Origin of the sequence: Moraxella bovoculi (assembly GCF_000988745.2) — a bacterium.
GTDB classification, from domain to species: domain Bacteria; phylum Pseudomonadota; class Gammaproteobacteria; order Pseudomonadales; family Moraxellaceae; genus Moraxella; species Moraxella bovoculi.
In genome coordinates, this window is the sequence record NZ_CP011381.2 from 570251 (window position 1) to 596213 (window position 25963).

General features: G+C 46.2%; 6 protein-coding genes. 4 read left to right on the top strand and 2 right to left on the bottom strand.

What is annotated here, in order from left to right:
• Positions 1-158 precede the first annotated feature (158 nt).
• From AAX10_RS02680 to AAX10_RS02690, 3 genes are read left to right on the top strand one after another with little or no spacing between them, the layout of a single operon-like run.
• Entirely contained in the window at positions 159-665 is a 507-nt protein-coding gene (locus AAX10_RS02680) for a L,D-transpeptidase (RefSeq protein WP_046699760.1), read from the top strand.
• Positions 662-1036, top strand: a complete 375-nt coding sequence (locus tag AAX10_RS02685) for a hypothetical protein (protein WP_046699761.1) — start codon at positions 662-664, stop codon at positions 1034-1036. Before AAX10_RS02680 ends, AAX10_RS02685 begins: the two co-directional genes overlap by 4 nt.
• A 37-nt stretch (positions 1037-1073) precedes the next feature.
• A complete protein-coding gene (locus AAX10_RS02690; RefSeq protein ID WP_046697940.1) occupies positions 1074-2066 on the top strand; it encodes a LysR family transcriptional regulator in 993 nt (330 codons plus the stop codon).
• A 90-nt stretch (positions 2067-2156) separates the two neighbouring features.
• Here AAX10_RS02690 and AAX10_RS02695 read toward each other — a convergent pair whose 3' ends face one another.
• Positions 2157-2762 carry a FixH family protein gene (locus tag AAX10_RS02695; protein ID WP_046699762.1) on the bottom strand — a complete coding sequence of 202 codons (606 nt, stop codon included), beginning with the start codon at positions 2760-2762 and terminating at the stop codon, positions 2157-2159.
• A gap of 152 nt (positions 2763-2914) precedes the next feature.
• Positions 2915-4273, bottom strand: a complete 1359-nt coding sequence (gene ccoG / locus AAX10_RS02700; RefSeq protein WP_046700576.1) for a cytochrome c oxidase accessory protein CcoG — start codon at positions 4271-4273, stop codon at positions 2915-2917.
• A gap of 705 nt (positions 4274-4978) precedes the next feature.
• On the opposite strand from ccoG, the gene AAX10_RS02705 reads away from it, so the two are divergent.
• The gene (locus AAX10_RS02705) at positions 4979-25924 is read left to right on the top strand and encodes a YadA-like family protein (RefSeq protein ID WP_149038837.1); all 20946 of its coding nucleotides are present in this window, start codon (positions 4979-4981) and stop codon (positions 25922-25924) included.
• The last annotated feature ends 39 nt before the right edge of the window (positions 25925-25963 follow it).

Genomic DNA, 25963 nt, shown 5'->3' on the forward strand with positions numbered 1-25963 from the left:
CTCTAGGATTATAGCACTTTTGGGCATGGTTTGGCTGATTTGCCGAAAAATATTTTAATAGCATCATCAAAAATTCGCGCAAAATTTCCCCCAAAGCTTAAATTTTTTGATAAACTAACAATTTATAAAATATCCATCATTTTTTAATTTGATAACCCATGAGCCAAGCGACTTCCAAAGTTCATTTATTGATTGATACCGCCAATCAGACCCTTGATGTCTATGATGGCGATGAATTGATCAAGCAGTTTAGCGTATCCACCGCCAAAAATGGCACAGGTCAGCTTGAGAACACGGGCTGCACGCCGCTGGGCAGACACACCGTCGCCCAAAAAATCGGCGGCGAATATCCCATGAATGCCGTGTTCGTCGGTCGGGAATTTACGGGCGAGATCTATGATGATGAGCTAGGTCGTAAGAACCCAGATCATGACTGGATATTGAGCAGAATTCTGTGGCTTGATGGCTGTGAGGATGGCGTGAATAAGGGTGAGAATGCCGATGGCGTCTGCGATACTTTTTCGCGTTACATATATATCCATGGCACGCCCGATACCGAGCCGATGGGCAAGCCTATGTCGCATGGCTGCGTGCGTATGCGCAATGAGGATATCGTGTGGCTTTATAATGTGGTGGATGTCGGTACGGCGGTAAATATTGTATGAGTGACGTTAAATTGATGGATGATGTATTAAAATCATCAGGTATGGTTAAGGTGCTATCGGTGGCGATGTTGACGCTGCTGACCGCTTGTGCGAGTCTGTCAAATACTAAGCAGGCGAATAGCACAAATCTGATGTCTATACCTGATAAGCAGACGGGCGTGTACATCATATCGTACGATAAAGACAAAAAAGACAATCTCATGCAAGCCATCCACCATCATGCAGATGAGGTGCTATATGAGTACAAGAATTTGGGCAGTATGCTGGCGATTAAGATCAGTGCTGAAGATATGAATGGGCGCATTGATGACTACAAGCGGATCGATGGCGTCATTCAAATCACCAAAAGCCAAACGGTGTACACACAATGATTGACCGCCATCGGTCAAAATAATAAAAGGGTAAAGCGTGAATTTGCAAAAAGTTGATTTAAATTTATTGGTGTATTTGGATGTGCTGCTGCGTGAGAAGAACGTAACGCGCGCTGCTGAGCAGCTTGGCATCACACAACCTGCCATGAGTAATATCTTGCGTCGATTGCGTTCTTTGTTTAATGATCCTCTTCTAGTGCGTTCATCAGAGGGCATGACACCAACCGAGCGCGCAGGCGAGCTACAGCCGCGCATCAGAGAGATACTCTCGGATGTCAGTGCGCTATTAGAGCCGCGTACCGAGTTTCGTCCTTATAGCACCTCGCGCGTGTTTCGCATCATGACGAGCGATTACGCTGAGGCGACCTTGGTACCTAGACTGGTCAAGGCACTGCGTAGCGAAGCACCGAACGTAATTTTGGACTTTTTGACACCGTCGGATGTCTCTTATCGTGACATGGAGCAGGGGCGTGTGGACTTAGCGATTAACCGCTTTAACGAAATTCCCCAGAGCTTCCATCAGGTGCTGGTATGGCGCGATACGTTCAGCTGCCTGCTGTCAGCGGACAGCCCGTATGTGGGTCGATTTAACCTTAAAAATTATCTAAAGGCTCAGCACGTCTGGGTGTCTAAGACAGGCATGGGCGTGGGCTTTGGGGTGAATCCTGAGAAGTCGGGTGGTCTAGGTTCGATCGACCAAGCGCTACAAAGACTGGGTCAAAAACGCCAAATCAGCGTCTTCACCCGTCATTATCAGATGCCTGCGATGCTCGCTGCGAATAAGGATTTGATCGCTACTCTGCCCACGCGTGTCGCCAAGCTACAGGCGCATAATAACCCACAGATTGTGGTGAAAGAGCCGCCATTCTTCATCCCTGAATTTGAACTGACAATGGCGTGGTCGCCACTGCTACAGCATCATCCGGCGCACCGCTGGCTAAGACAGCTCATCCTACACGTCGCGCGCCAAGTCATCGCTGAAGAAGAAGCGGCATTACAATCCGCCAGACTCATCAAAAGCAGCACATAATCACAGTAATAATAAACCGCCCAAATCATCCATTTGGACGGTTTATTATTGACTTCTTAATGGTGTCATGCCAGCGCAATCCTAACAGGATTATTGATTTTGAGCAGGACGCAGATCGCGTTGATCAGGCAGGACTTGGCGCTCTTCATCGAAGCTATCAAGCGGTGAGAAAGCAACGTTCTTAGCAGGTAGCTTTTGAACATGAACGAGACGCCAGTTATGGATGCCATCGTTGCTTACCTGTAGATAGTATTTGGCAGGGGTTTCATCCAGCGTGACTTTGCCCTCATAGCGATTCTCGCCAACGTAGCGAATGCTTAGATCCTTATCCTTGGTACTGTCGGTGGCGTGCGAGATGCTGACAGCGAGCATCTTTGGATATTCTAATGGTGTACTATCGCGTAATTTACCCGATGACAGGGTGTCGCTAGGGTAGCGCAGCTCAAAGCTGACATTGTCACCATCGAAGCGCATGATACCAAAGATGCCTAAGTCATGCGCCAACTGGTCGCGCGTGGCATCTTGATAGAGCATCTTGCCATCCATATACCAATCATCACGCACAGTGCTGTCTTGAACTCGAATGGCATAGATAATGAAGAAAATACATATCACCACCACGAGTGCAGGCAGACCGATGACGAATATAGTCATGAAGGGGTTTTTGTACCAAGGTTCTTTTCGAGTATTGGTCATGAAATCAGGCTGTATGATAAATTTGACCAGTATTCTAGCATATTTTAGAGTGGGGCTAAAGGGCGGGGCACCCAAAATATACAAGATAAGCTGACAGTATGCACAAAAAAATTCCCAAAGCAGACTTTGGGAATTTTGGTTGATGTGCCATCTTATTTCTTGGGCTCGTAGATGAAGATATCTTGAGCGCTGGCACTGTATTTACCATCTTCGGTATATACGGTGATGGTAACAGGTGTGTTACCTGGCTTGATGACATTGGCATCACCAATGATGCTGACAGGCAGATCATAAGGTTCATTGGCTTGTAATGGCAGCCTGTCAAATCGTGAACGCAAGGTCATGCCAGCATGCTCACCATCCAGACGTACTCGGTACACCTGACGCTCGTCGGTCTTATTGACGATTTTTAGGACGTAGCTGTTCTCGACTTGACCGTTCTTGACCGTGCTTAACTGCTTACGATCATGGCGAATCTCCATCTCTAGCGGTGCACGACCTGTCGCAACCAGTATCGCAGCAGTGATGGCAGCACTTAGTACGAATATGTAAGCGAAGATACGCGGGCTGATGATTTTGGTCTTTTGCTTTTCAAGCAGTTGGCGTTCGGTGGTATAGCGAATCAGACCGCGCGGGTATCCGACCTTATCCATGATTTCATTACACGCATCCACACAGGCAGCACACTGGATACATTCTACTTGTAGACCGTCACGGATGTCGATGCCTGTTGGGCAAACCTGCACACACATGCTACAGTCCACACAGTCGCCATAGCCTGCTGGATGATCGCCACGCTTTCTGGCGCCACGAGGCTCACCGCGTTCATAGTCGTAGGAGACGAGTAGGGTGTCTTTGTCAAACATCACCGACTGAAAGCGACCATAAGGACACAGATGCACACACATGTGTTCACGCATGTAGCCAGCATTCGTCTGGGTAACGAAAGTGATGAGAATGAAAAACACCCATGTCATCTTACCCCAACCCATAAAGAACGGGGTTTGCCCATTGAAGAACAGATAATCCGTACCGACGATGAAAGCAATAAAGGTCAGCGCTGTCACCGCTGAGATCACACCCCAAACGGCGTGCACAGCCAGCGTCTTGATGATCTTCTGAGCGCCCCAAGGCTGCTTGTCGAACTTCATGCGCTTATTACGATCACCGATGATCCACTTCTCAACGTGCTGATACAGATGCACGTATATGGTCTGCGGACAGGCATAGCCACACCACACACGACCAGCATAGACGGTTACCATGAACAACGTCATCGCCGCAATGATGAACACAAAAGCGAAGAAATAAAAATCCTGCGGCATGAAAGTCGCCCCAAAGATATAAAACTTCGGCTCAATCACATCAAGCAGTATCGCCTGCCTGCCATTCCAGCGTAGCCAGGGAGCGACCAAAAACCCCACCAAGATGGCATACATGACCACCAGACGGATGCTTTGATATTTGCCCTTGGCAAAGCGTGGGTGGACACGATGCTTGGTGGCGTCCATGTCCTTAGAATGTGGAATGAGTTTCTCTGGTGGTGGACGCTGTTTTTTGGGTCGTTTTGGTGCTGGCTTGGACGTAGGATTCGCCTCATCTGCTGGCACGGTAGGCTTGGTTTGTGAGTCTGACATATAGACACCTTTTTTGGCTGGTTTGGCTGGTATGCCAAGCGATGACAGACCAGCTTATCTTAATCTATTATAACATCTTTTGATGACACAAAAACCAAAAAAGTCGCAAGCTTTAGCCCATCATCATAAGGCATCACCATGGATTTGGCAGTAGTCATTGTGTACACTTGTAAACATTTTGTTATTATATTACATAAAAATAACAATACATCTGGCATTGGGCGGATGAATTATAGTAGAATACGAAAGAATGAATCTTTATCATTATCATTTGTTGCAATAAGGTATTGACAATGTCCAGCAGACCAGTCATGCTGATCGCATCGCATATTTTACGCCTTAAAAAATCGCCACTATTGTTTATTTGTTTATTGCTCTGGCAGTAAGCGATAGGGTAATTTTTTGTGCGATTTGTCACTTGCTTTGTGATTTTTCCTATTGAAATCTGATTATGAAGGCTACAGTCATCATCCGATGATGTGGATATCGCCTGGATGCTTGCATCAATGAATCACTTCTTTAAAGCTGTGGTATTTCCCATGATGTAAAGCTTCTTTGTAAAATCTTAAGGTATTGTATATGAACAGTATATATAAAATTGTTTTTAATAAGGCAACCGGCACCTATCAGGCGGTCTGTGAATATGCTCGCTCTCAAGGCAAGGGTGCTGGCTCTCAAGGCAAGGGTGCTGGCGGTCAAGTCGGTTCTGTCGGATCGTCACGCTTTGATACGCTGACAGGCAAGGTTTTTGCATTCAGTGCTTTGGCTTTAGGGGTGTTTTTGGTAACTCATCCTGCCTTGGCAGAGATCACAGGGACAATGCCTGTTAGTGATCAAAATAATAAAAACTATTGCTATTTTGATACTAATTCAAAATCAGTCATATGCGGTAGTGGCGAAACCAAATCAACAGTAAAAGGTGTGGTTGTTCTTGGTGATGGAGCAAAAGCTGCCAACTATTTGGGTGGCGTGGCTATCGGAGAAAATGCCAAGACAGATTCATTGAGTAGTAACTCTGGACAGTTAAATCATGCAAACTACCGAAATCCTTATAGCTCTTTCAATGAGAAAGGTGTTGTAAAAGGGCCAGTTTCTAGGGACGGAAAGGCGATTTCGTCCTCAGGTGTGGCCGTGGGCAGAAATTCTTATGGTCAGGAGGCAGGCGTAGCGATAGGAGATAATGCTAGAGCGATTTCTGGTCAGAACAGGAGCTTTGGTGTTGCTATTGGTACAAATGCTTTATCCAGTGGTGGGGGTGTGGTAATTGGTGGTTTTGCGGAGGCAGTTGGTATCAACTCTGTTGCTTTTGGTCGCCAAGCTGTCGCAAAAGGTGGCTCTGCACAGGCGTATGGGGCTGCCTCATCAGCAGTGGGTGAAAAATCACTTGCTCTGGGCCATTCGGCAGAATCCATCGGTGCCAGATCAATTACCATTGGTGGATCATTAGGTAGGTCTACTGAAAGATACGATGGGACGACCAATACTAAGACTGAGGCGGAAGATTCAATTGCCATTGGTCCAATGGCTAGAACAACAGCGGATGCAAGATGGGCGATGGCACTAGGCGTTGAGTCAAGAGCGGAAAAGGCTGGCAGTGTGGCATTGGGCTCAGAATCGGTGGCCGATCGTGATCGTTTTACACAGCCTGTAGTTGCTACTCATACAGCAACTTTTACAGGTGGCCAAGTCTACACACCGATCAGTGATGCAGTCATCAGAGATGCTGAAGGCTTGGCAGACCAATTAAATCAGCATAAAGAAGACATCGTCGCAACAGTCAAAGGTAATAAGGGTGCGGTATCCGTGGGTAATGGCAAGAATACACGCCAAATCACCAACTTAGCCGCTGGCTCTGAAGATACCGATGCGGTGAATGTCGCACAGCTAAAATCATTAGCGGCCATGCCAATGATTTTCCAAGCGGATGAAAACGGACAAGTAGAACGCAAACTAGGCGAACGCTTGCCAGTTAAGGGTGCAACGAACGGCGGTATCATTACAAAAGCTGATTTGGCTACTAATGGACTGACCATTGAGGTTAAGCCCAATATGGCAAAAGGCATCAAGGTTGATGAAAATGGCGTTGGTATCAATGTCAATCAACAAGGTCCATTGACTGTCGATGATCAAGGTCTAAGCTTAAAAACCGATGGGGAGATCTTGGAGATTACTGGTGCAGAAGGCAACAAGAAACTGAGTGCCAAAGCACCCAAGTTCTTCGCTGACACAGGTGATGCCACGACGAAAGATAATGCCGTAGAGTTTGATGGCGAGAAAAATAAGCTGGGCGTAGTTGGTGGTCAAACCATCGTTGGTGGTCAGCAGGTTCAAAATGGCAAAAATATCGAAACCAAAATTGACAAAGCGAACAATAAGATCGAAGTCGCTCTAAAAACCGATGTGACCAATTTAACCAGCTTGCAGTTCGCTGATGGAAAGGGTATTCAGATTGGTGATAGTAATACTCAAGTAAACCACAATGAAAATGTAGTGATTGGTAAAGGTGCCGTAGCGAAATCCAGTTCTCAAGTTGGTTTGGGTTTGCGTAAAGCACCTGGTTTTGATGAAAAATTGACAGGTTCACCAACTGGTAAAAATCACATTGGTACTTATTATCAAATGATGCAAGGTGTCGCTGTTGGCGATCATGCCTATTCTGGAGATTCTTCAACTGCTGTCGGTGCTCGCTCTAAAGCTGAAGGAACTTACTCTGTCACAGTAGGAGCTAATGCCTTTACCAAGAATGAAGGTGGTGTTGCACTGGGTGCGGCCAGTTTTGTGACTGGAGCAAGTGGTGTGGCGATCGGTCGTGAGGCTGTTTCAACAGGTGCTTTTGCACAAGCCTTGGGTAGCGTGTCTTCTGCCACAGGTGAAAAATCCTTTGCGGTAGGGCATTCTGCCACGGCCAGCGGTAAGCGTGGTATTGCGATTGGTGCATCGTCGAATGGTTCAGACGGTATGAATAAACTGTATCAAAAAGATGCCAATCAAGGTGCACATGCCACTGCCGATGACACCATTGCTTTGGGTTCAAACAGTAAAGCCACTCAAGACAAAGCGATTGCCATTGGTCGTGCTGCACAAGCAACCGTAGCTGATGGCGTGGCTTTAGGTTCAGAATCGATGGCTGATCGTGCTGCCATTGATGCAAATGCAGTTCAGACGATCGATAGACAGATTGTCAATACTGCCACCAATCAAGTTTATACACCTCTACCTAATGACGCTCAGACCAATCCAGCCACTCAGCCTTTTAATCAGGCTATCAGACATACCGTCAAAGGCAATAAAAGTGCGGTATCCGTGGGTAATGGCACGAATACTCGTCAAATCACCAATGTCGCGGCAGGCTCTACTGACACCGATGCGGTGAATGTCGCACAGCTAAGAGCATTGGCAAATCTACCGATGACTTTTGAAGCTGATGAGGGCGGACAAGTAGAACGCAAACTGGGCGAGCGCTTGCCAGTTAAGGGCAAGGAAAATGGCGGTATCACCACCAGCACCAATCTAAAAACCAATGGCATTGACATTGCGGTAAAAGCAGGTGATGGCATTGAAGTTAATGCTACTGGTGTAAAAGTTAAGCCAAAAAATGACGGTGCGTTAACCGTCAATGAAAATGGCGTGGCGGTTAATGTCAATAACCAAAAAGGCATCGAGATTGGCACTGACAATAAACTTGCGGTGAAAGCCAATACCAACAAAGGCATCAAAGTTGATGACAATGGCATTGGCATCAACCTAAAAGCAGGTGACAATCCACTACACTTTGATGATCAAGGTGCCTTAACCTTCAATGCACAAAATGTGGTAGAACAAGCCCAATTGCCAGTGGTGTATACTGACAAAGCTGGTAATAAGCTGACTAAGGTGGGTGATGAATTCTATCAAGTGATTAATGGTGGAAGAGCTAGAGTTGCTACGCCAAAAGAACAAGTCATCGCCTCAATGAACAATGGCAATGGCGAAACCAAACAAGCCCCAATGACCTTGGCTAATGTTGCTCACAACATCACGCCTAAGACAGCTTTGGGTGATAACACGGTATTGTATTCAGATAAGCCCGTGGAATTGTCTGGTAAGACTTTAAGCAACGCAGCCACTGTGGGCGATGTACTAAACGCAGGCTTTAACCTAAAACAAAGAGGTAATAATAAAGACTTCGTCCAAGCCTTTGACACGCTAGACATCATTGATGGTGCTGGTACTACTGCACAAGTCACAACCGATGACAAGCATCAGGTCAATCAAATTACCTTCAATGTTAAAGCTGATCACCAAACAGGCATCAAAGTGACAGATGAAGGCGTTGGCATCAACATTGATGACAATGCTGGTCTTGAGTTTAAGCCAATGACCGACAAGTCAGCATCTAAGCTTGCGGTGAAAGCTGATGGCACCACCATCAAGGTTGAAAACAACACAGTCAAAGCCAAAACCACCAAGCTTCAACCAAATCAAACTGGTAAGATTAACACACCAGCTGATGGTGAAGGTAATGCCCTAGTCACCGCCAACACCGTTGCCAATGCCATCAACAACTCAGGCTTTACCCTTGCAACTTCACAAAGTGGTACAGGTCAAGCAGTTGGTGAGTCAGAGCTGATTAAGACAGGTGAAAAAGTCATCATTGATGCTGGCGATAACATGAGTGTTATTCAAGCAGGTGGTCGTGTTAGCATTGCAACCAAAGATGATGTTGTGTTCAAGCATGTGCTTGCTGATGACATCATGGCTAAAAACAGCCTAACTGTAGGTGATACTACAGATGGTAGAAAAGCCGTCAAAATCACAAGTACTGGTAAGGCAGGTAGTGAGAAAAACATCATCACTGGTCTAAGCGACACCTTACCACGCCAAGGGGGCACTGCGACACAACAGGCCATCTCTGCAGACTTGGACATCTCAAGTAAAGATGCTGATTCACTCAAACTGTCTCGTGCAGCCACTGTTGCAGATGCTCTATCAACAGGCTTTAACCTACAAGAAAATGGTAATTCTCGTGACTTCGTTCGTGCTTATGACACGGTCAACTTTGTTGATAGCGATTCGGTACAAACCAAAGTTGCAACTGACAAAGATGGTAAGATTAGCCGCATCAGCAATGAGATTAAGGTCAATCCAAACCAAGGTCTAGAAAGAACCCAAGCAGGTGTTGGCATTAAGCTTAAACCATCGGCTGGCAACCCATTGAATGTCAATGAGTACGGCTTGGGATTGGATTATGATGTTGACAAACTGGCTGTTAAAGACCAAATCTTGACGGTTAATACCACTGACTTGTTTGTGTCTGATGACCCAGACAATGAAGATGGCAATACTGGCAGAGTTCAACTTGATGATCCCGCCAAAGGCAAAGCATTGGTAACAGCACAAGGGGTGGCTGACGCCATCAATGAGTCAGGCTTCTTGTTAAAAGCAGAAGATGAAACCGTCAAACTGGTATCACCTGGCGACAGCGTTAACATCAAAGCAGAAAAAACCGACCAAGGTAATGGCAACATCCGTGTCTTTGAAAACAATGGCGACATTGTGATCGGCACAGCAGATGATGTGAACTTTAATACGGTGCAAGTTGAAGAAGAGCTCAAAGTTGGCGATGTGAAGATTGACCAAGACGGCATCAACGCAGGTAATAAGCAAATCACCAATGTTAAAGAGGGTGAAAAAGACACTGATGCGGTCAATGTCAAGCAGCTAAAAGACTCAGCAACCAAATACTTTGCTGATACTGACTTTGATGAGTCACAAACTGCTGCCACCAGCAAAGATAAAGCCAAAGCTGCCAAAGACAATGTGATTGGCATCAAAGGCGGTGTGACTGGCGATGAGGGGCAAGATGGCGCATCCAACATCACCACCAAGCTGATCTCTGACAAAAACACACTAGAAGTGACACTAAACCCAGTCCTAAAAGGATTAAAGAGCATCCAGTTTGCCAAAGATCAAGGCATCACCATGGGTGATACTCGTACGCTTGCTTCTAACCCAACTGCTACTGCCATCGGTCGTGGTGCCAACGCCACTGCCTTTGGTAGCCAGGCCTTTGGTCGTGATGCGATGGCAAGTGCTGATTATGCCAATGCTTTAGGTAATCGTGCGATTGCCACGGCACAAGGTGCCCAAGCGATGGGTGCGTTCAGCAGTGCAGACGCTGACTTTGCCCAAGCCTTAGGCATGGCTGCAATAGCAAATAAAGAGGGGGCCTTGGCACTGGGTGCAGCAGCAGAAGCTAAGACAACTGGCGGTGTGGCATTGGGCGCATTGTCTGTGGCAGATCGTGCGGCGATTGTTGGTGCAACCACAAGCCGAACAGCTAATGCAACCAATCAGGTGTACTCACCTACTCAAAACGAAGAGTTAAGCACAGCCATCACAGCCACCGTCAAAGGCAACCTAGGTGCGGTGTCTGTGGGTGATCAAGACAACACCCGTCAAATCACCAATGTCGCGGCAGGCTCTAGCGATACTGATGCTGCCAACATCGCACAGCTTAAAGCGGTGGCAGAATTGCCGTTTACCGTAGAAGCTGACCAAGGCGATAAAGCAACTGTTAAGTTGGGAGACAACCTACCTGTTAAAGGCAAAGCCAACAGCGGCATCACCACTTCTGTGAATGCTGATAAAAACGGCATTGACATTGCGGTAAAAGCAGGCAATGGCATTGAGGTTGATGCTACTGGTGTGAATGTCAAACCAAAAGATCAAGGTGCATTAACGGTTAACGCTGATGGCGTAGCGGTTAATGTCAATAATGAAAAAGGCATCGAGATTGACACTGACAATAAACTTGCGGTGAAAGCTGATACCACAAAAGGCATCAAAGTTGATGGCGATGGCATTGGCATCAACCTAAAAGCAGGTGATAACCCACTACACTTTGATGATCAAGGTGCCTTAACCTTCAATGCACAAAATGTGGTAGAACAAGCCCAATTGCCAGTGGTGTATACTGACAAAGCTGGTAATAAGCTGACTAAGGTGGGTGATGAATTCTATCAAGTGATTAATGGTGGAAGAGCTAGAGTTGCTACGCCAAAAGAACAAGTCATCGCCTCAATGAACAATGGCAATGGCGAAACCAAACAAGCCCCAATGACCTTGGCTAATGTTGCTCACAACATCACGCCTAAGACAGCTTTGGGTGATAACACGGTATTGTATTCAGATAAGCCCGTGGAATTGTCTGGTAAGACTTTAAGCAACGCAGCCACTGTGGGCGATGTACTAAACGCAGGCTTTAACCTAAAACAAAGAGGTAATAATAAAGACTTCGTCCAAGCCTTTGACACGCTAGACATCATTGATGGTGCTGGTACTACTGCACAAGTCACAACCGATGACAAGCATCAGGTCAATCAAATTACCTTCAATGTTAAAGCTGATCACCAAACAGGCATCAAAGTGACAGATGAAGGCGTTGGCATCAACATTGATGACAATGCTGGTCTTGAGTTTAAGCCAATGACCGACAAGTCAGCATCTAAGCTTGCGGTGAAAGCTGATGGCACTACCATCAAGGTTGAAAACAACACAGTCAAAGCCAAAACCACCGAGCTTCAACCAAATCAAACTGGTAAGATTAACACACCAGCTGATGGTGAAGGTGATGCCCTAGTCACTGCCCAAACCGTTGCTGATGTCATCAACGAATCAGGCTTTACCCTTGCAACTTCACAAAGTGGTACAGGTCAAGCAGTTGGTGAGTCAGAGCTGATTAAGACAGGTGAAAAAGTCATCATTGATGCTGGCGATAACATGAGTGTTATTCAAGCAGGTGGTCGTGTTAGCATTGCAACCAAAGATGATGTTGTGTTCAAGCATGTGCTTGCTGATGACATCATGGCTAAAAACAGCCTAACTGTAGGTGATACTACAGATGGTAGAAAAGCCGTCAAAATCACAAGTACTGGTAAGGCAGGTAGTGAGAAAAACATCATCACTGGTCTAAGCGACACCTTACCACGCCAAGGGGGCACTGCGACACAACAGGCCATCTCTGCAGACTTGGACATCTCAAGTAAAGATGCTGATTCACTCAAACTGTCTCGTGCAGCCACTGTTGCAGATGCTCTATCAACAGGCTTTAACCTACAAGAAAATGGTAATTCTCGTGACTTCGTTCGTGCTTATGACACGGTCAACTTTGTTGATAGCGATTCGGTACAAACCAAAGTTGCAACTGACAAAGATGGTAAGATTAGCCGCATCAGCAATGAGATTAAGGTCAATCCAAACCAAGGTCTAGAAAGAACCCAAGCAGGTGTTGGCATTAAGCTTAAACCATCGGCTGGCAACCCATTGAATGTCAATGAGTACGGCTTGGGATTGGATTATGATGTTGACAAACTGGCTGTTAAAGACCAAATCTTGACGGTTAATACCACTGACTTGTTTGTGTCTGATGACCCAGACAATGAAGATGGCAATACTGGCAGAGTTCAACTTGATGATCCCGCCAAAGGCAAAGCATTGGTAACAGCACAAGGGGTGGCTGACGCCATCAATGAGTCAGGCTTCTTGTTAAAAGCAGAAGATGAAACCGTCAAACTGGTATCACCTGGCGACAGCGTTAACATCAAAGCAGAAAAAACCGACCAAGGTAATGGCAACATCCGTGTCTTTGAAAACAATGGCGACATTGTGATCGGCACAGCAGATGATGTGAACTTTAATACGGTGCAAGTTGAAGAAGAGCTCAAAGTTGGCGATGTGAAGATTGACCAAGACGGCATCAACGCAGGTAATAAGCAAATCACCAATGTTAAAGAGGGTGAAAAAGACACTGATGCGGTCAATGTCAAGCAGCTAAAAGACTCAGCAACCAAATACTTTGCTGATACTGACTTTGATGAGTCACAAACTGCTGCCACCAGCAAAGATAAAGCCAAAGCTGCCAAAGACAATGTGATTGGCATCAAAGGCGGTGTGACTGGCGATGAGGGGCAAGATGGCGCATCCAACATCACCACCAAGCTGATCTCTGACAAAAACACACTAGAAGTGACACTAAACCCAGTCCTAAAAGGATTAAAGAGCATCCAGTTTGCCAAAGATCAAGGCATCACCATGGGTGATACTCGTACGCTTGCTTCTAACCCAACTGCTACTGCCATCGGTCGTGGTGCCAACGCCACTGCCTTTGGTAGCCAGGCCTTTGGTCGTGATGCGATGGCAAGTGCTGATTATGCCAATGCTTTAGGTAATCGTGCGATTGCCACGGCACAAGGTGCCCAAGCGATGGGTGCGTTCAGCAGTGCAGACGCTGACTTTGCCCAAGCCTTAGGCATGGCTGCAATAGCAAATAAAGAGGGGGCCTTGGCACTGGGTGCAGCAGCAGAAGCTAAGACAACTGGCGGTGTGGCATTGGGCGCATTGTCTGTGGCAGATCGTGCGGCGATTGTTGGTGCAACCACAAGCCGAACAGCTAATGCAACCAATCAGGTGTACTCACCTACTCAAAACGAAGAGTTAAGCACAGCCATCACAGCCACCGTCAAAGGCAACCTAGGTGCGGTGTCTGTGGGTGATCAAGACAACACCCGTCAAATCACCAATGTCGCGGCAGGCTCTACTGACACCGATGCGGTGAATGTCGCACAGCTAAGAGCATTGGCAAATCTACCGATGACTTTTGAAGCTGATGAGGGCGGACAAGTAGAACGCAAACTGGGCGAGCGCTTGCCAGTTAAGGGCAAGGAAAATGGCGGTATCACCACCAGCACCAATCTAAAAACCAATGGCATTGACATTGCGGTAAAAGCAGGTGATGGCATTGAAGTTAATGCTACTGGTGTAAAAGTTAAGCCAAAAAATGACGGTGCGTTAACCGTCAATGAAAATGGCGTGGCGGTTAATGTCAATAACCAAAAAGGCATCGAGATTGGCACTGACAATAAACTTGCGGTGAAAGCCAATACCAACAAAGGCATCAAAGTTGATGACAATGGCATTGGCATCAACCTAAAAGCAGGTGACAATCCACTACACTTTGATGATCAAGGTGCCTTAACCTTCAATGCACAAAATGTGGTAGAACAAGCCCAATTGCCAGTGGTGTATACTGACAAAGCAGGTAATAAGCTGACTAAGGTGGGTGATAGGTTCTATCAGGTTAATCCGTTAAACGGTAATCCAACACGCCAAGAAGTTGCACCAAATGAAGTGATCGCTTCAATGAACAACGGTTTAGGTCAAACTCAAAATGCCCCAATGACCTTGGCGAATGTTGCTCACAACATCACGCCCAACAAAGACTTGGGCAGTGAGGTGATTTCATACGCCAACAAACCAACCAGATTGCAAGAGAGCAACGCAGCCACTGTGGGCGATGTACTAAACGCAGGCTTTAACCTAAAACAAAGAGGTAATAATAAAGACTTCGTCCAAGCCTTTGACACGCTAGACATCATTGATGGTGCTGGTACTACTGCACAAGTCACAACCGATGACAAGCATCAGGTCAATCAAATTACCTTCAATGTTAAAGCTGATCACCAAACAGGCATCAAAGTGACAGATGAAGGCGTTGGCATCAACATTGATGACAATGCTGGTCTTGAGTTTAAGCCAATGACCGACAAGTCAGCATCTAAGCTTGCGGTGAAAGCTGATGGCACCACCATCAAGGTTGAAAACAACACAGTCAAAGCCAAAACCACCGAGCTTCAACCAAATCAAACTGGTAAGATTAACACACCAGCTGATGGTGAAGGTGATGCCCTAGTCACTGCCCAAACCGTTGCTGATGTCATCAACGAATCAGGCTTTACCCTTGCAACTTCACAAAGTGGTACAGGTCAAGCAGTTGGTGAGTCAGAGCTGATTAAGACAGGTGAAAAAGTCATCATTGATGCTGGCGATAACATGAGTGTTATTCAAGCAGGTGGTCGTGTTAGCATTGCAACCAAAGATGATGTTGTGTTCAAGCATGTGCTTGCTGATGACATCATGGCTAAAAACAGCCTAACTGTAGGTGATACTACAGATGGTAGAAAAGCCGTCAAAATCACAAGTACTGGTAAGGCAGGTAGTGAGAAAAACATCATCACTGGTCTAAGCGACACCTTACCACGCCAAGGGGGCACTGCGACACAACAGGCCATCTCTGCAGACTTGGACATCTCAAGTAAAGATGCTGATTCACTCAAACTGTCTCGTGCAGCCACTGTTGCAGATGCTCTATCAACAGGCTTTAACCTACAAGAAAATGGTAATTCTCGTGACTTCGTTCGTGCTTATGACACGGTCAACTTTGTTGATAGCGATTCGGTACAAACCAAAGTTGCAACTGACAAAGATGGTAAGATTAGCCGCATCAGCAATGAGATTAAGGTCAATCCAAACCAAGGTCTAGAAAGAACCCAAGCAGGTGTTGGCATTAAGCTTAAACCATCGGCTGGCAACCCATTGAATGTCAATGAGTACGGCTTGGGATTGGATTATGATGTTGACAAACTGGCTGTTAAAGACCAAATCTTGACGGTTAATACCACTGACTTGTTTGTGTCTGATGACCCAGACAATGAAGATGGCAATACTGGCAGAGTTCAACTTGATGATCCCGCCAAAGGCAAAGCATTGGTAACAGCACAAGGGGTGGCTGACGCCATCAATGAGTCAGGCTTCTTGTTAAAAGCAGAAGATGAAACCGTCAAACTGGTATCACCTGGCGACAGCGTTAACATCAAAGCAGAAAAAACCGACCAAGGTAATGGCAACATCCGTGTCTTTGAAAACAATGGCGACATTGTGATCGGCACAGCAGATGATGTGAACTTTAATACGGTGCAAGTTGAAGAAGAGCTCAAAGTTGGCGATGTGAAGATTGACCAAGACGGCATCAACGCAGGTAATAAGCAAATCACCAATGTTAAAGAGGGTGAAAAAGACACTGATGCGGTCAATGTCAAGCAGCTAAAAGACTCAGCAACCAAATACTTTGCTGATACTGACTTTGATGAGTCACAAACTGCTGCCACCAGCAAAGATAAAGCCAAAGCTGCCAAAGACAATGTGATTGGCATCAAAGGCGGTGTGACTGGCGATGAGGGGCAAGATGGCGCATCCAACATCACCACCAAGCTGATCTCTGACAAAAACACACTAGAAGTGACACTAAACCCAGTCCTAAAAGGATTAAAGAGCATCCAGTTTGCCAAAGATCAAGGCATCACCATGGGTGATACTCGTACGCTTGCTTCTAACCCAACTGCTACTGCCATCGGTCGTGGTGCCAACGCCACTGCCTTTGGTAGCCAGGCCTTTGGTCGTGATGCGATGGCAAGTGCTGATTATGCCAATGCTTTAGGTAATCGTGCGATTGCCACGGCACAAGGTGCCCAAGCGATGGGTGCGTTCAGCAGTGCAGACGCTGACTTTGCCCAAGCCTTAGGCATGGCTGCAATAGCAAATAAAGAGGGGGCCTTGGCACTGGGTGCAGCAGCAGAAGCTAAGACAACTGGCGGTGTGGCATTGGGCGCATTGTCTGTGGCAGATCGTGCGGCGATTGTTGGTGCAACCACAAGCCGAACAGCTAATGCAACCAATCAGGTGTACTCACCTACTCAAAACGAAGAGTTAAGCACAGCCATCACAGCCACCGTCAAAGGCAACCTAGGTGCGGTGTCTGTGGGTGATCAAGACAACACCCGTCAAATCACCAATGTCGCGGCAGGCTCTAGCGATACTGATGCTGCCAACATCGCACAGCTTAAAGCGGTGGCAGAATTGCCGTTTACCGTAGAAGCTGACCAAGGCGATAAAGCAACTGTTAAGTTGGGAGACAACCTACCTGTTAAAGGCAAAGCCAACAGCGGCATCACCACTTCTGTGAATGCTGATAAAAACGGCATTGACATTGCGGTAAAAGCAGGCAATGGCATTGAGGTTGATGCTACTGGTGTGAATGTCAAACCAAAAGATCAAGGTGCATTAACGGTTAACGCTGATGGCGTAGCGGTTAATGTCAATAATGAAAAAGGCATCGAGATTGACACTGACAATAAACTTGCGGTGAAAGCTGATACCACAAAAGGCATCAAAGTTGATGGCGATGGCATTGGCATCAACCTAAAAGCAGGTGACAATCCACTACACTTTGATGATCAAGGTGCCTTAACCTTCAATGCACAAAATGTGGTAGAACAAGCCCAATTACCAGTGGTCTATACAGACAAAGCAGGTAATAAGCTGACTAAGGTGGGTGATAGGTTCTATCAGGTTAATCCGTTAAACGGTAATCCAACACGCCAAGAAGTTGCACCAAATGAAGTGATCGCTTCAATGAACAACGGTTTAGGTCAAACTCAAAATGCCCCAATGACCTTGGCGAATGTTGCTCACAACATCACGCCCAACAAAGACTTGGGCAGTGAGGTGATTTCATACGCCAACAAACCAACCAGATTGCAAGAGAGCAACGCAGCCACTGTGGGCGATGTACTAAACGCAGGCTTTAACCTAAAACAAAGAGGTAATAATAAAGACTTCGTCCAAGCCTTTGACACGCTAGACATCATTGATGGTGCTGGTACTACTGCACAAGTCACAACCGATGACAAGCATCAGGTCAATCAAATTACCTTCAATGTTAAAGCTGATCACCAAACAGGCATCAAAGTGACAGATGAAGGCGTTGGCATCAACATTGATGACAATGCTGGTCTTGAGTTTAAGCCAATGACCGACAAGTCAGCATCTAAGCTTGCGGTGAAAGCTGATGGCACTACCATCAAGGTTGAAAACAACACAGTCAAAGCCAAAACCACCAAGCTTCAACCAAATCAAACTGGTAAGATTAACACACCAGCTGATGGTGAAGGTAATGCCCTAGTCACCGCCCAAACCGTTGCTGATGCCATCAACAACTCAGGCTTTACCCTTGCAACTTCACAAAGTGGTACAGGTCAAGCATCTGGTGAGTCAGAGCTGATTAAGACAGGTGAAAAAGTCATCATTGATGCTGGCGATAACATGAGTGTTATTCAAGCAGGTGGTCGTGTTAGCATTGCAACCAAAGATGATGTTGTGTTCAAGCATGTGCTTGCTGATGACATCATGGCTAAAAACAGCCTAACTGTAGGTGATACTACAGATGGTAGAAAAGCCGTCAAAATCACAAGTACTGGTAAGGCAGGTAGTGAGAAAAACATCATCACTGGTCTAAGCGACACCTTACCACGCCAAGGGGGCACTGCGACACAACAGGCCATCTCTGCAGACTTGGACATCTCAAGTAAAGATGCTGATTCACTCAAACTGTCTCGTGCAGCCACTGTTGCAGATGCTCTATCAACAGGCTTTAACCTACAAGAAAATGGTGTGGCCAAAGACTTTGTGAAAGCCTATGACACCATTGATTTTGTTGATGGACAGGGTACCAGAGTGATGGTTGACTCACCAGCAGGTGATAAGAAAAATACCATCAGAGTTGACCTCAACCTCGATCCAGCAAAAGGCCTGGAGATTAATCAAGAAAAAGGTGGCTTGTTGGGCATCAAGCTAAGAGATGAAGACAGCAATCCATTGTATGTGGATGAAAACGGTCTGACCGTATTGACCACCAATTTGGCGACCACTGCTGATGGTAAACTTGTCGAACCAGACACTGATGATGAAAATAGCTTGGTAAATGCCAAGTCAATAGTTGACGCCATCAATCACTCAGGTTTTGTTGCTAAAGCAAATGGCGATGCTGGCGAAGTGATTCATCCAGGCGATACGCTTGAATTGACAAATGGCAGAAATATTGAAATCAGTCGTGATGGGGGTAAATTTACCATCAATACAGCCAAAGATGCCATCTTCAACAGTTTGAGTGTTGGCGGAGAGTATGGCAATGTCATGATTGATGAACATGGTGTGCGTATGGGCGATGTACATATCGGTCCTACAGGCATTAATGCTGGTGATACTCGCATTACCAATGTGGCCGATGGGGTTGATCCAAGTGATGCGGTGAATGTCAGCCAGCTATTAAATGGCATGGCACAAAGTGCGGAGCATGTGACTTCTGAAGATGGTTCTATTTTTGTCCAGCAAAGCGTCAATCCATCGACCAAGGCAACAACCTTTGATCTGTCTGTCAATACAGATGATGTTACCATCACTAAAGGTGATGAGGGTAAAATTAAAGCCAAAACCACAACCTTAACGCCAAATGACAATGGTAAGATTAACACACCAGCTGATGGTGAAGCTTTGGTTACCGCCAAAACCGTTGCCAATGCCATCAACAATTCAGGCTTTACTGTCCAAGCTAATGGTAATAATGATAAGCTTGTAAAAGCTGGTGATAAAGTTAACTTTGTTAACGGTGACTTAACCACAGTAACATTGACGCCAGGTGAAAATGGCCAAGCAAATACCATTAAGGTTGATGTCAACGCCCAAGGCATTGTTGAAAATGCTCAATTGCCAGTGGTTTATACTGATAAGGCAGGCAATAAGCTGGCAAAAACTGCAGATGGCAAGTTTGTGCGTGTGAATCCATTGACAGGCAAACCACTAACCAATGGCAACAATGAGATTGATCCTAATGAGGTAATCGCATCATTAAATAATGGTAACAACTCTGTTCAAGAGCCAATGACGCTTAACAACTTAAAGCACAACATTCAGCCACAGCCAGTGCTGGATAATAAGTTGACTCATGCGAATAAGCCAGTGTTTGATGAACGCAGCTTAACCAATGCGGCTACTGTTGGTGATGTGTTAAATGCAGGCTTTAACTTGCGTCAAGATGGTACGGTCAAGGACTTTGTTCAGGCATTTGATGCGATCGACTTTGTTAAAGGCAATGCAACAAGTGTTGAGATTGAGACAAATGATGATCAAACCCAAAGCAAAGTTAAGATTAATATCAATACTGATGACAAAACCATTGAGGTCAAAGACGGTCAAGTATCAGCCAAAACCACCGAGCTTAACACCAACCCACAAGGTGATAATGAAGCTGGCAAGGTAACTGTTGAGGGTGATCAAGGCGATGCCCTAGTCACTGCCAATACCGTTGCCAACGCTATCAATAACTCTGGCTTTACCCTGGAGACTTCTCAAGATGGTAATGGGCAAGCAGTTGGTGATTCTGCACTGATCAAAGCTGGTGAAAAAGTAACCCTGGAAGCCGGTGATAACATTTCTGTCACACAAGCAGGTGGTAAAGTTCGCATCACCACCACTGATGATGTGGTCTTTAATAATGTCTCTGCTAAGCAAGGTGTGGTTGTGGGCGACACTACAGATGGTAGAACCGCCATCAAAATCACCAGTGAGGGCGAGACTGGTCGTGAGAAAAACATCATCACGGGGTTAAGTGATAACCTACCACGCCTAGGTATTGATGCCATACAGCAAGCCATTTCTCCAGATTTGGATATTTCAAGTGGTAAAGCTGATCCAAGTAAGCTGTCTCGTGCAGCCAATGTATCAGATGTACTAAGTACAGGCTTTAACCTACAAGCCAATGGCGAGGCCAAAGACTTCATCCGTGCGTATGATACGATCGACTTCGTTGATGGTGATTTCTCTAAAGTTGACATCAAGAATGATACCAACTCCAATAAGAGCACCATTAAGCTGAACATCAACGCCCAAGGCCTGGTTGAAAACGCTCAATTACCAGTAGTTTATACTGATAAGAAGGGTAATAAGCTTGTGAAGAAAGATGGTGCGTTCTATCAAGTTGCTCCAAACGGTGGCGCTTCTCGCATCAAGGTTGAGAACGACCAAGTCATCGCCTCAATGAACAATGGCAATGGCGAAACCAAACAAGCCCCAATGACCTTGGCAAATGTTGCTCACAACATCACCATCAAACCAACGATTGATGACAAACCAGCATTCCATTCGGACAAACCAAAAAATGCTGATGTCATCCAAAACAACGCTGCTACCGTAGGTGATGTACTAAACGCAGGCTTTAACCTAAAAGAAAGAGGTGTTGGCAAAGACTTCGTCCAAGCCTTTGACACGCTAGACATCATTGATGGTAATGGTACGACAGCTCGTGTCAACACAGATGAAGCCCGTCAATCAAGCACCATCACCTTTGATGTGAAGCCAAATCGCCAAAAAGGCATCATGGTTGATACAGATGGCGTTGGCATCAACATTGATGAAAACGCTGGTCTTGAGTTTAAGCAGGCAGCTGATAATTCAGCATCTAAGCTTGCTGTGAAAACTGATGGCACCACCATTAAGGTTGAAGGCAATGCGGTTAAAGCCAACACCACCGACCTAACCGTCAACACTGACATCAGTAACATTGACGCTGATGACCTGGGTGAGGTTAAGCTGGCTAAAGAAGATCAAGGCGATGCCCTAGTCACCGCCAAAACCGTTGCTGATGCCATCAACAACTCAGGCTTTGTATTGACTGTGGATAAAGCAGACGATGAGTCAGGTGAAGTTGAGGGTGATGAGCCATTCTTGGTATCTTCAGGTGAAAAGCTGGGCTTAAAAGCAGGTAAGAACATCAAGCTGACTCAGCAAGGTGGTCAGGTTACCTTTGCAACCAAAGATGACCTAGACCTAACAACAGCTGTATTTACCGACCAAGGCGGTAATAAAACAGGCGTTGGTGGCTCTGGTGTCTTCATCGTACCAAATGGTGTGGATGCTAAAACTCAGCCAAATGACATCGTTACCTTGACTGTCAACGGTCTAAACAACGGTGGCAACAGCATCACCAATGTCAAATCAAATCTGGTGGATAATGGAATTGCCACAGAAGTTCCAGCACAAAACCGTAAAGACAGCTTGGCTGGCAAGGTGAATAATGCTGCAACCGTAGGCGATGTATTAAATGCAGGTTGGAATTTACAGAACAATGGTCAGCCTGTTGATGTCATCAGCCATGCTGATTCAGTGAACTTCATCAATGGTCGTGGCACAACCGTTGTGACTGACAACGACCCAGCAACTGGCACAACCACCATCAAAGTGGACAGCCCAATCGCTTATGTAGGTGGCAATGAAGCTGACGCAACTGACACCGCCACCCCAAGCAATACAGTGAAATTGTACGGTAAAGATAACTCACCAGTACAAGTCACCAACATTGCCAGCGGTGTACGCGGTAAAGTTACTCCAACAGGTGACAATGGCAGCCAAACAGCCAAAGATGTGGCAAACGCGATCAAGACTGCGACTGGCGATACGCTGAACAATGCCGTGAATGTCGGTGATCTAAAAGACACCATCAATGACACCATCACGACAGTCTCTACCAATGCTTATGGTCTAAAAGACAAAGCAGGTAAAGAGTTTAAGCAAAGCCTAGGTACCACCGCTCAAATCACCGGTGATGACAACATCAACACCGAAGTGGTTGAAGTGACAAGTCAAGATGGCAAAAAAGGTCATGCCTTGAAAGTTAGCCTAAACCCAACGCTTGAAATCGGTGCCAAAGACGGCAAAGATGGTAAAGACGGTGTTGATGGCAAACTTGGCATCAATGGCAAAGACGGCTCAGCCATTGTCCTAAACGGCAAAGATGGCTCTATTGGTCTTAATGGCAAAGATGGCAAAGATGGCTTAACCTTCAAAGCTGCAGACGGTGCTCAAGGTGTTGATGGTAAAGATGGTGAGAATGGATTGCCAGGTAAAAATGGTCAAACTCGCATCGTGTACGAAACCAAAGACAAAGATGGCAGCACTAAGACCGAGGAAGTCGCTAGCCTAAATGACGGCTTGATCTTTACTGGTAACAATGGCGAGCTAAACCGTCATAAGCTTAACTCTGTGGTTAAGATTATCGGTGAAGGTGTTGATGCAACCGAATCTGGCAGATTTGACAGTGCAACAGGCAACATCAATGTCAAGGCAAATGGCACCGATGCGTTAGAAATTCAATTGTCAAAAGACATTGATCTGACCAAAGATGGCTCAATCACCATTGGTGATACCGTCCTAACAGACAATGGCCTAACCATTGACAATGGTCCTAGCGTCACCAAAGGAGGTATCAATGCTGGCGGTAAGAAAGTTACCAATGTTCAAGCAGGCACAGATGACACTGATGCAGTCAATGTCAAGCAGCTTAAAGACGCTCGTACGACGGTAACCTCTAGCGATAAGTCAATCAGTGTTGTTGACCTGAACGATGGTCAAGACGGTAAGAACCTTGCCTATGACATTAAGGTCGACAGTCAAGCATTGGTTGAATCTGCTCAATTACCAGTCGTCTACACTGATGTCTATGGTAACAGACTGTACAAACAACCAGATGGTACTTTCGCCACTAAAGATGGTAAAAAAGTCGACCCTGCTGATGTGATTGCTTCGATCAATAATGGTAAAGGCAGCACCACGCAGCCAACCAACTTGGCTAATGTTGCTGGTAACTTGACACCAACTTACAATGCAGGTGACATGATCGTCGGTCCTAATGGCAGATTGACCACCAATCCGATCTTTGATGCTACCAAAGAGCAGGCTGCACCACAAGGTCAACAGTTGGCTAACATCTACAACAACGCAGCTACCGTTGGTGATGTGCTAAATGCAGGCTTTAACCTACAAGCCAATGGCCAAGCAGCTGACTTTGTCAAAGCTTATGACACCGTCAACTTTGCTAACGGCACAGGCACAACAGTGGTTGTGGACAATACTGATGGCAAGACCTCTACCATCAAGGTTGATGTGAATGTGGATGATGAAACCATCACCACCAAGCAAGATCCAAAAGATCCTGCCAAGACTGTGATCGCAGCCAAAACCACCAAGCTTAACACCAACCCACAAGGTGGTAATGAAGCTGGTAAGGTAACTGTTGAGGGTGATCAAGGCAATGCCCTAGTCACCGCCAAAACCGTTGCTGATGCCATCAACAACTCAGGCTTTACCCTACAAGCCAACGGTCAAGATGGTAAGCTGGTCAAAGCAGGTGACACCATCAGCATCAATCAAGGTGACAACATCAATGTTACCCAAGATGAAAACGGTAACCTAACTGTTGCTACCAAGCAAGATGTGGCGTTTGAAACTGTGAAAGTGGGTGATACGCTACAAGTGGATAACCTACTTAAAGTCGGCGACATCAATATCACCCCTGAGGGCATCAATGCTGGCAATAAGAAAGTCACCAATGTTGCCGATGGTAACATCAGTGAAGGCAGTAAAGATGCGGTGAATGGTGGTCAAATCCATCAGCTTAAAGCTGACTTGACCAAAGGCATCAATGCCGCTAAGACTGAGGTTGAAGGTACAGGCTTTGCCAAAGTGACCTCAAAACAAGGCGATCAAGGTCAAACCATCTACACCGTTGATGTGGCCAAAGCCGCACCAGCAACTGTTGATGCCAAAGGCAAGCTTAGCATTGCAGAGACTGATGGCGATAAAGTCCTATCAGCAGCTGACACCATCAACGCCATCAACAACTCAGGCTTTACCCTACAAGCCAACGGTCAAGATGGTAAGCTGGTCAAAGCAGGTAACACCATCAGCATCAATCAAGGTGACAACATCAATGTTACCCAAGATGAAAACGGTAACCTAACTGTTGCTACCAAAGACAAAGTTGGCTTTAATGAAGTGAAAGTCGGTGATGTGATCATCAACCAAGATGGCATCAACGCTGGCAATAAGAAAGTCACCAATGTTGCCGATGGTACAGAGGATGGCGATGCAGTTAATGTCAGCCAGCTGAACAAAGCTAAGGCAGCAGCCACCACTGAGGTCAAAGCAGGTAACAATGTCAGCATCGACAGCACCAAAGGTGCTCAAGGTCAAGACATCTACACCATCAACGCCAAAGACCGTTCAGCGAAAGTCGTTGCTAAAGCTCAAGGTCTGATTGCTGTTGAACAAGGTGAAACAACGAGCATTGACGGTGCTGATACCACAAGCTTTGCCGTTGATCTCACCCAAGCAGCCAAAGATGACATTACCAAAGGTGTGAAAGCATTAGACAAGGTGGATAACCAAGGTCTGACCTTTAACACTGACAAGGGTGCTACCAACTCTCAAAAACTGGGCAGCACGCTAAATGTCAAGGGTGATAAGAACATCACCACTCAGGCACAAGGTGACACTGTTGAAGTCAAACTAAGCGATGACATCGCAGTCAACAGCATCACCACAGGTGACAGCAAACTTGACACAACAGGTCTGACCATCAACGCAGCAACACCTGCCAACACCATCAGCCTGACTGCTCAAGGCTTGAACAACGGTGGTCAACGCATCACCAATGTCGCCCCTGGTGTTGACATGACGGATGCGGTGAATGTGGGGCAGTTGCATGGAGCGGTTAATCAGATTGGTCAAAGAATTGAGATGATGGATAAGGGCTATCGTGCAGGCATTGCAGGCAACACGGCCATGATGAATATCCCTCAAGTCACACGCCCTGGTGCAAACCTTGTGGGTGTTGGCTTGGGTCATTATAAAGGTCAAAATGCCATTGCTGTGGGTTTTTCAAGTTCTAGCGACAATGACAATATCATCTTTAAAATCTCTGGCAGTGCCACGACCCAAGGTGATTACACCATTGGTTCAGGTCTAGGCTACCAATGGTAACCCCTAAACTCTAACAAAACTAAGCCGTCTTGTTGAGAC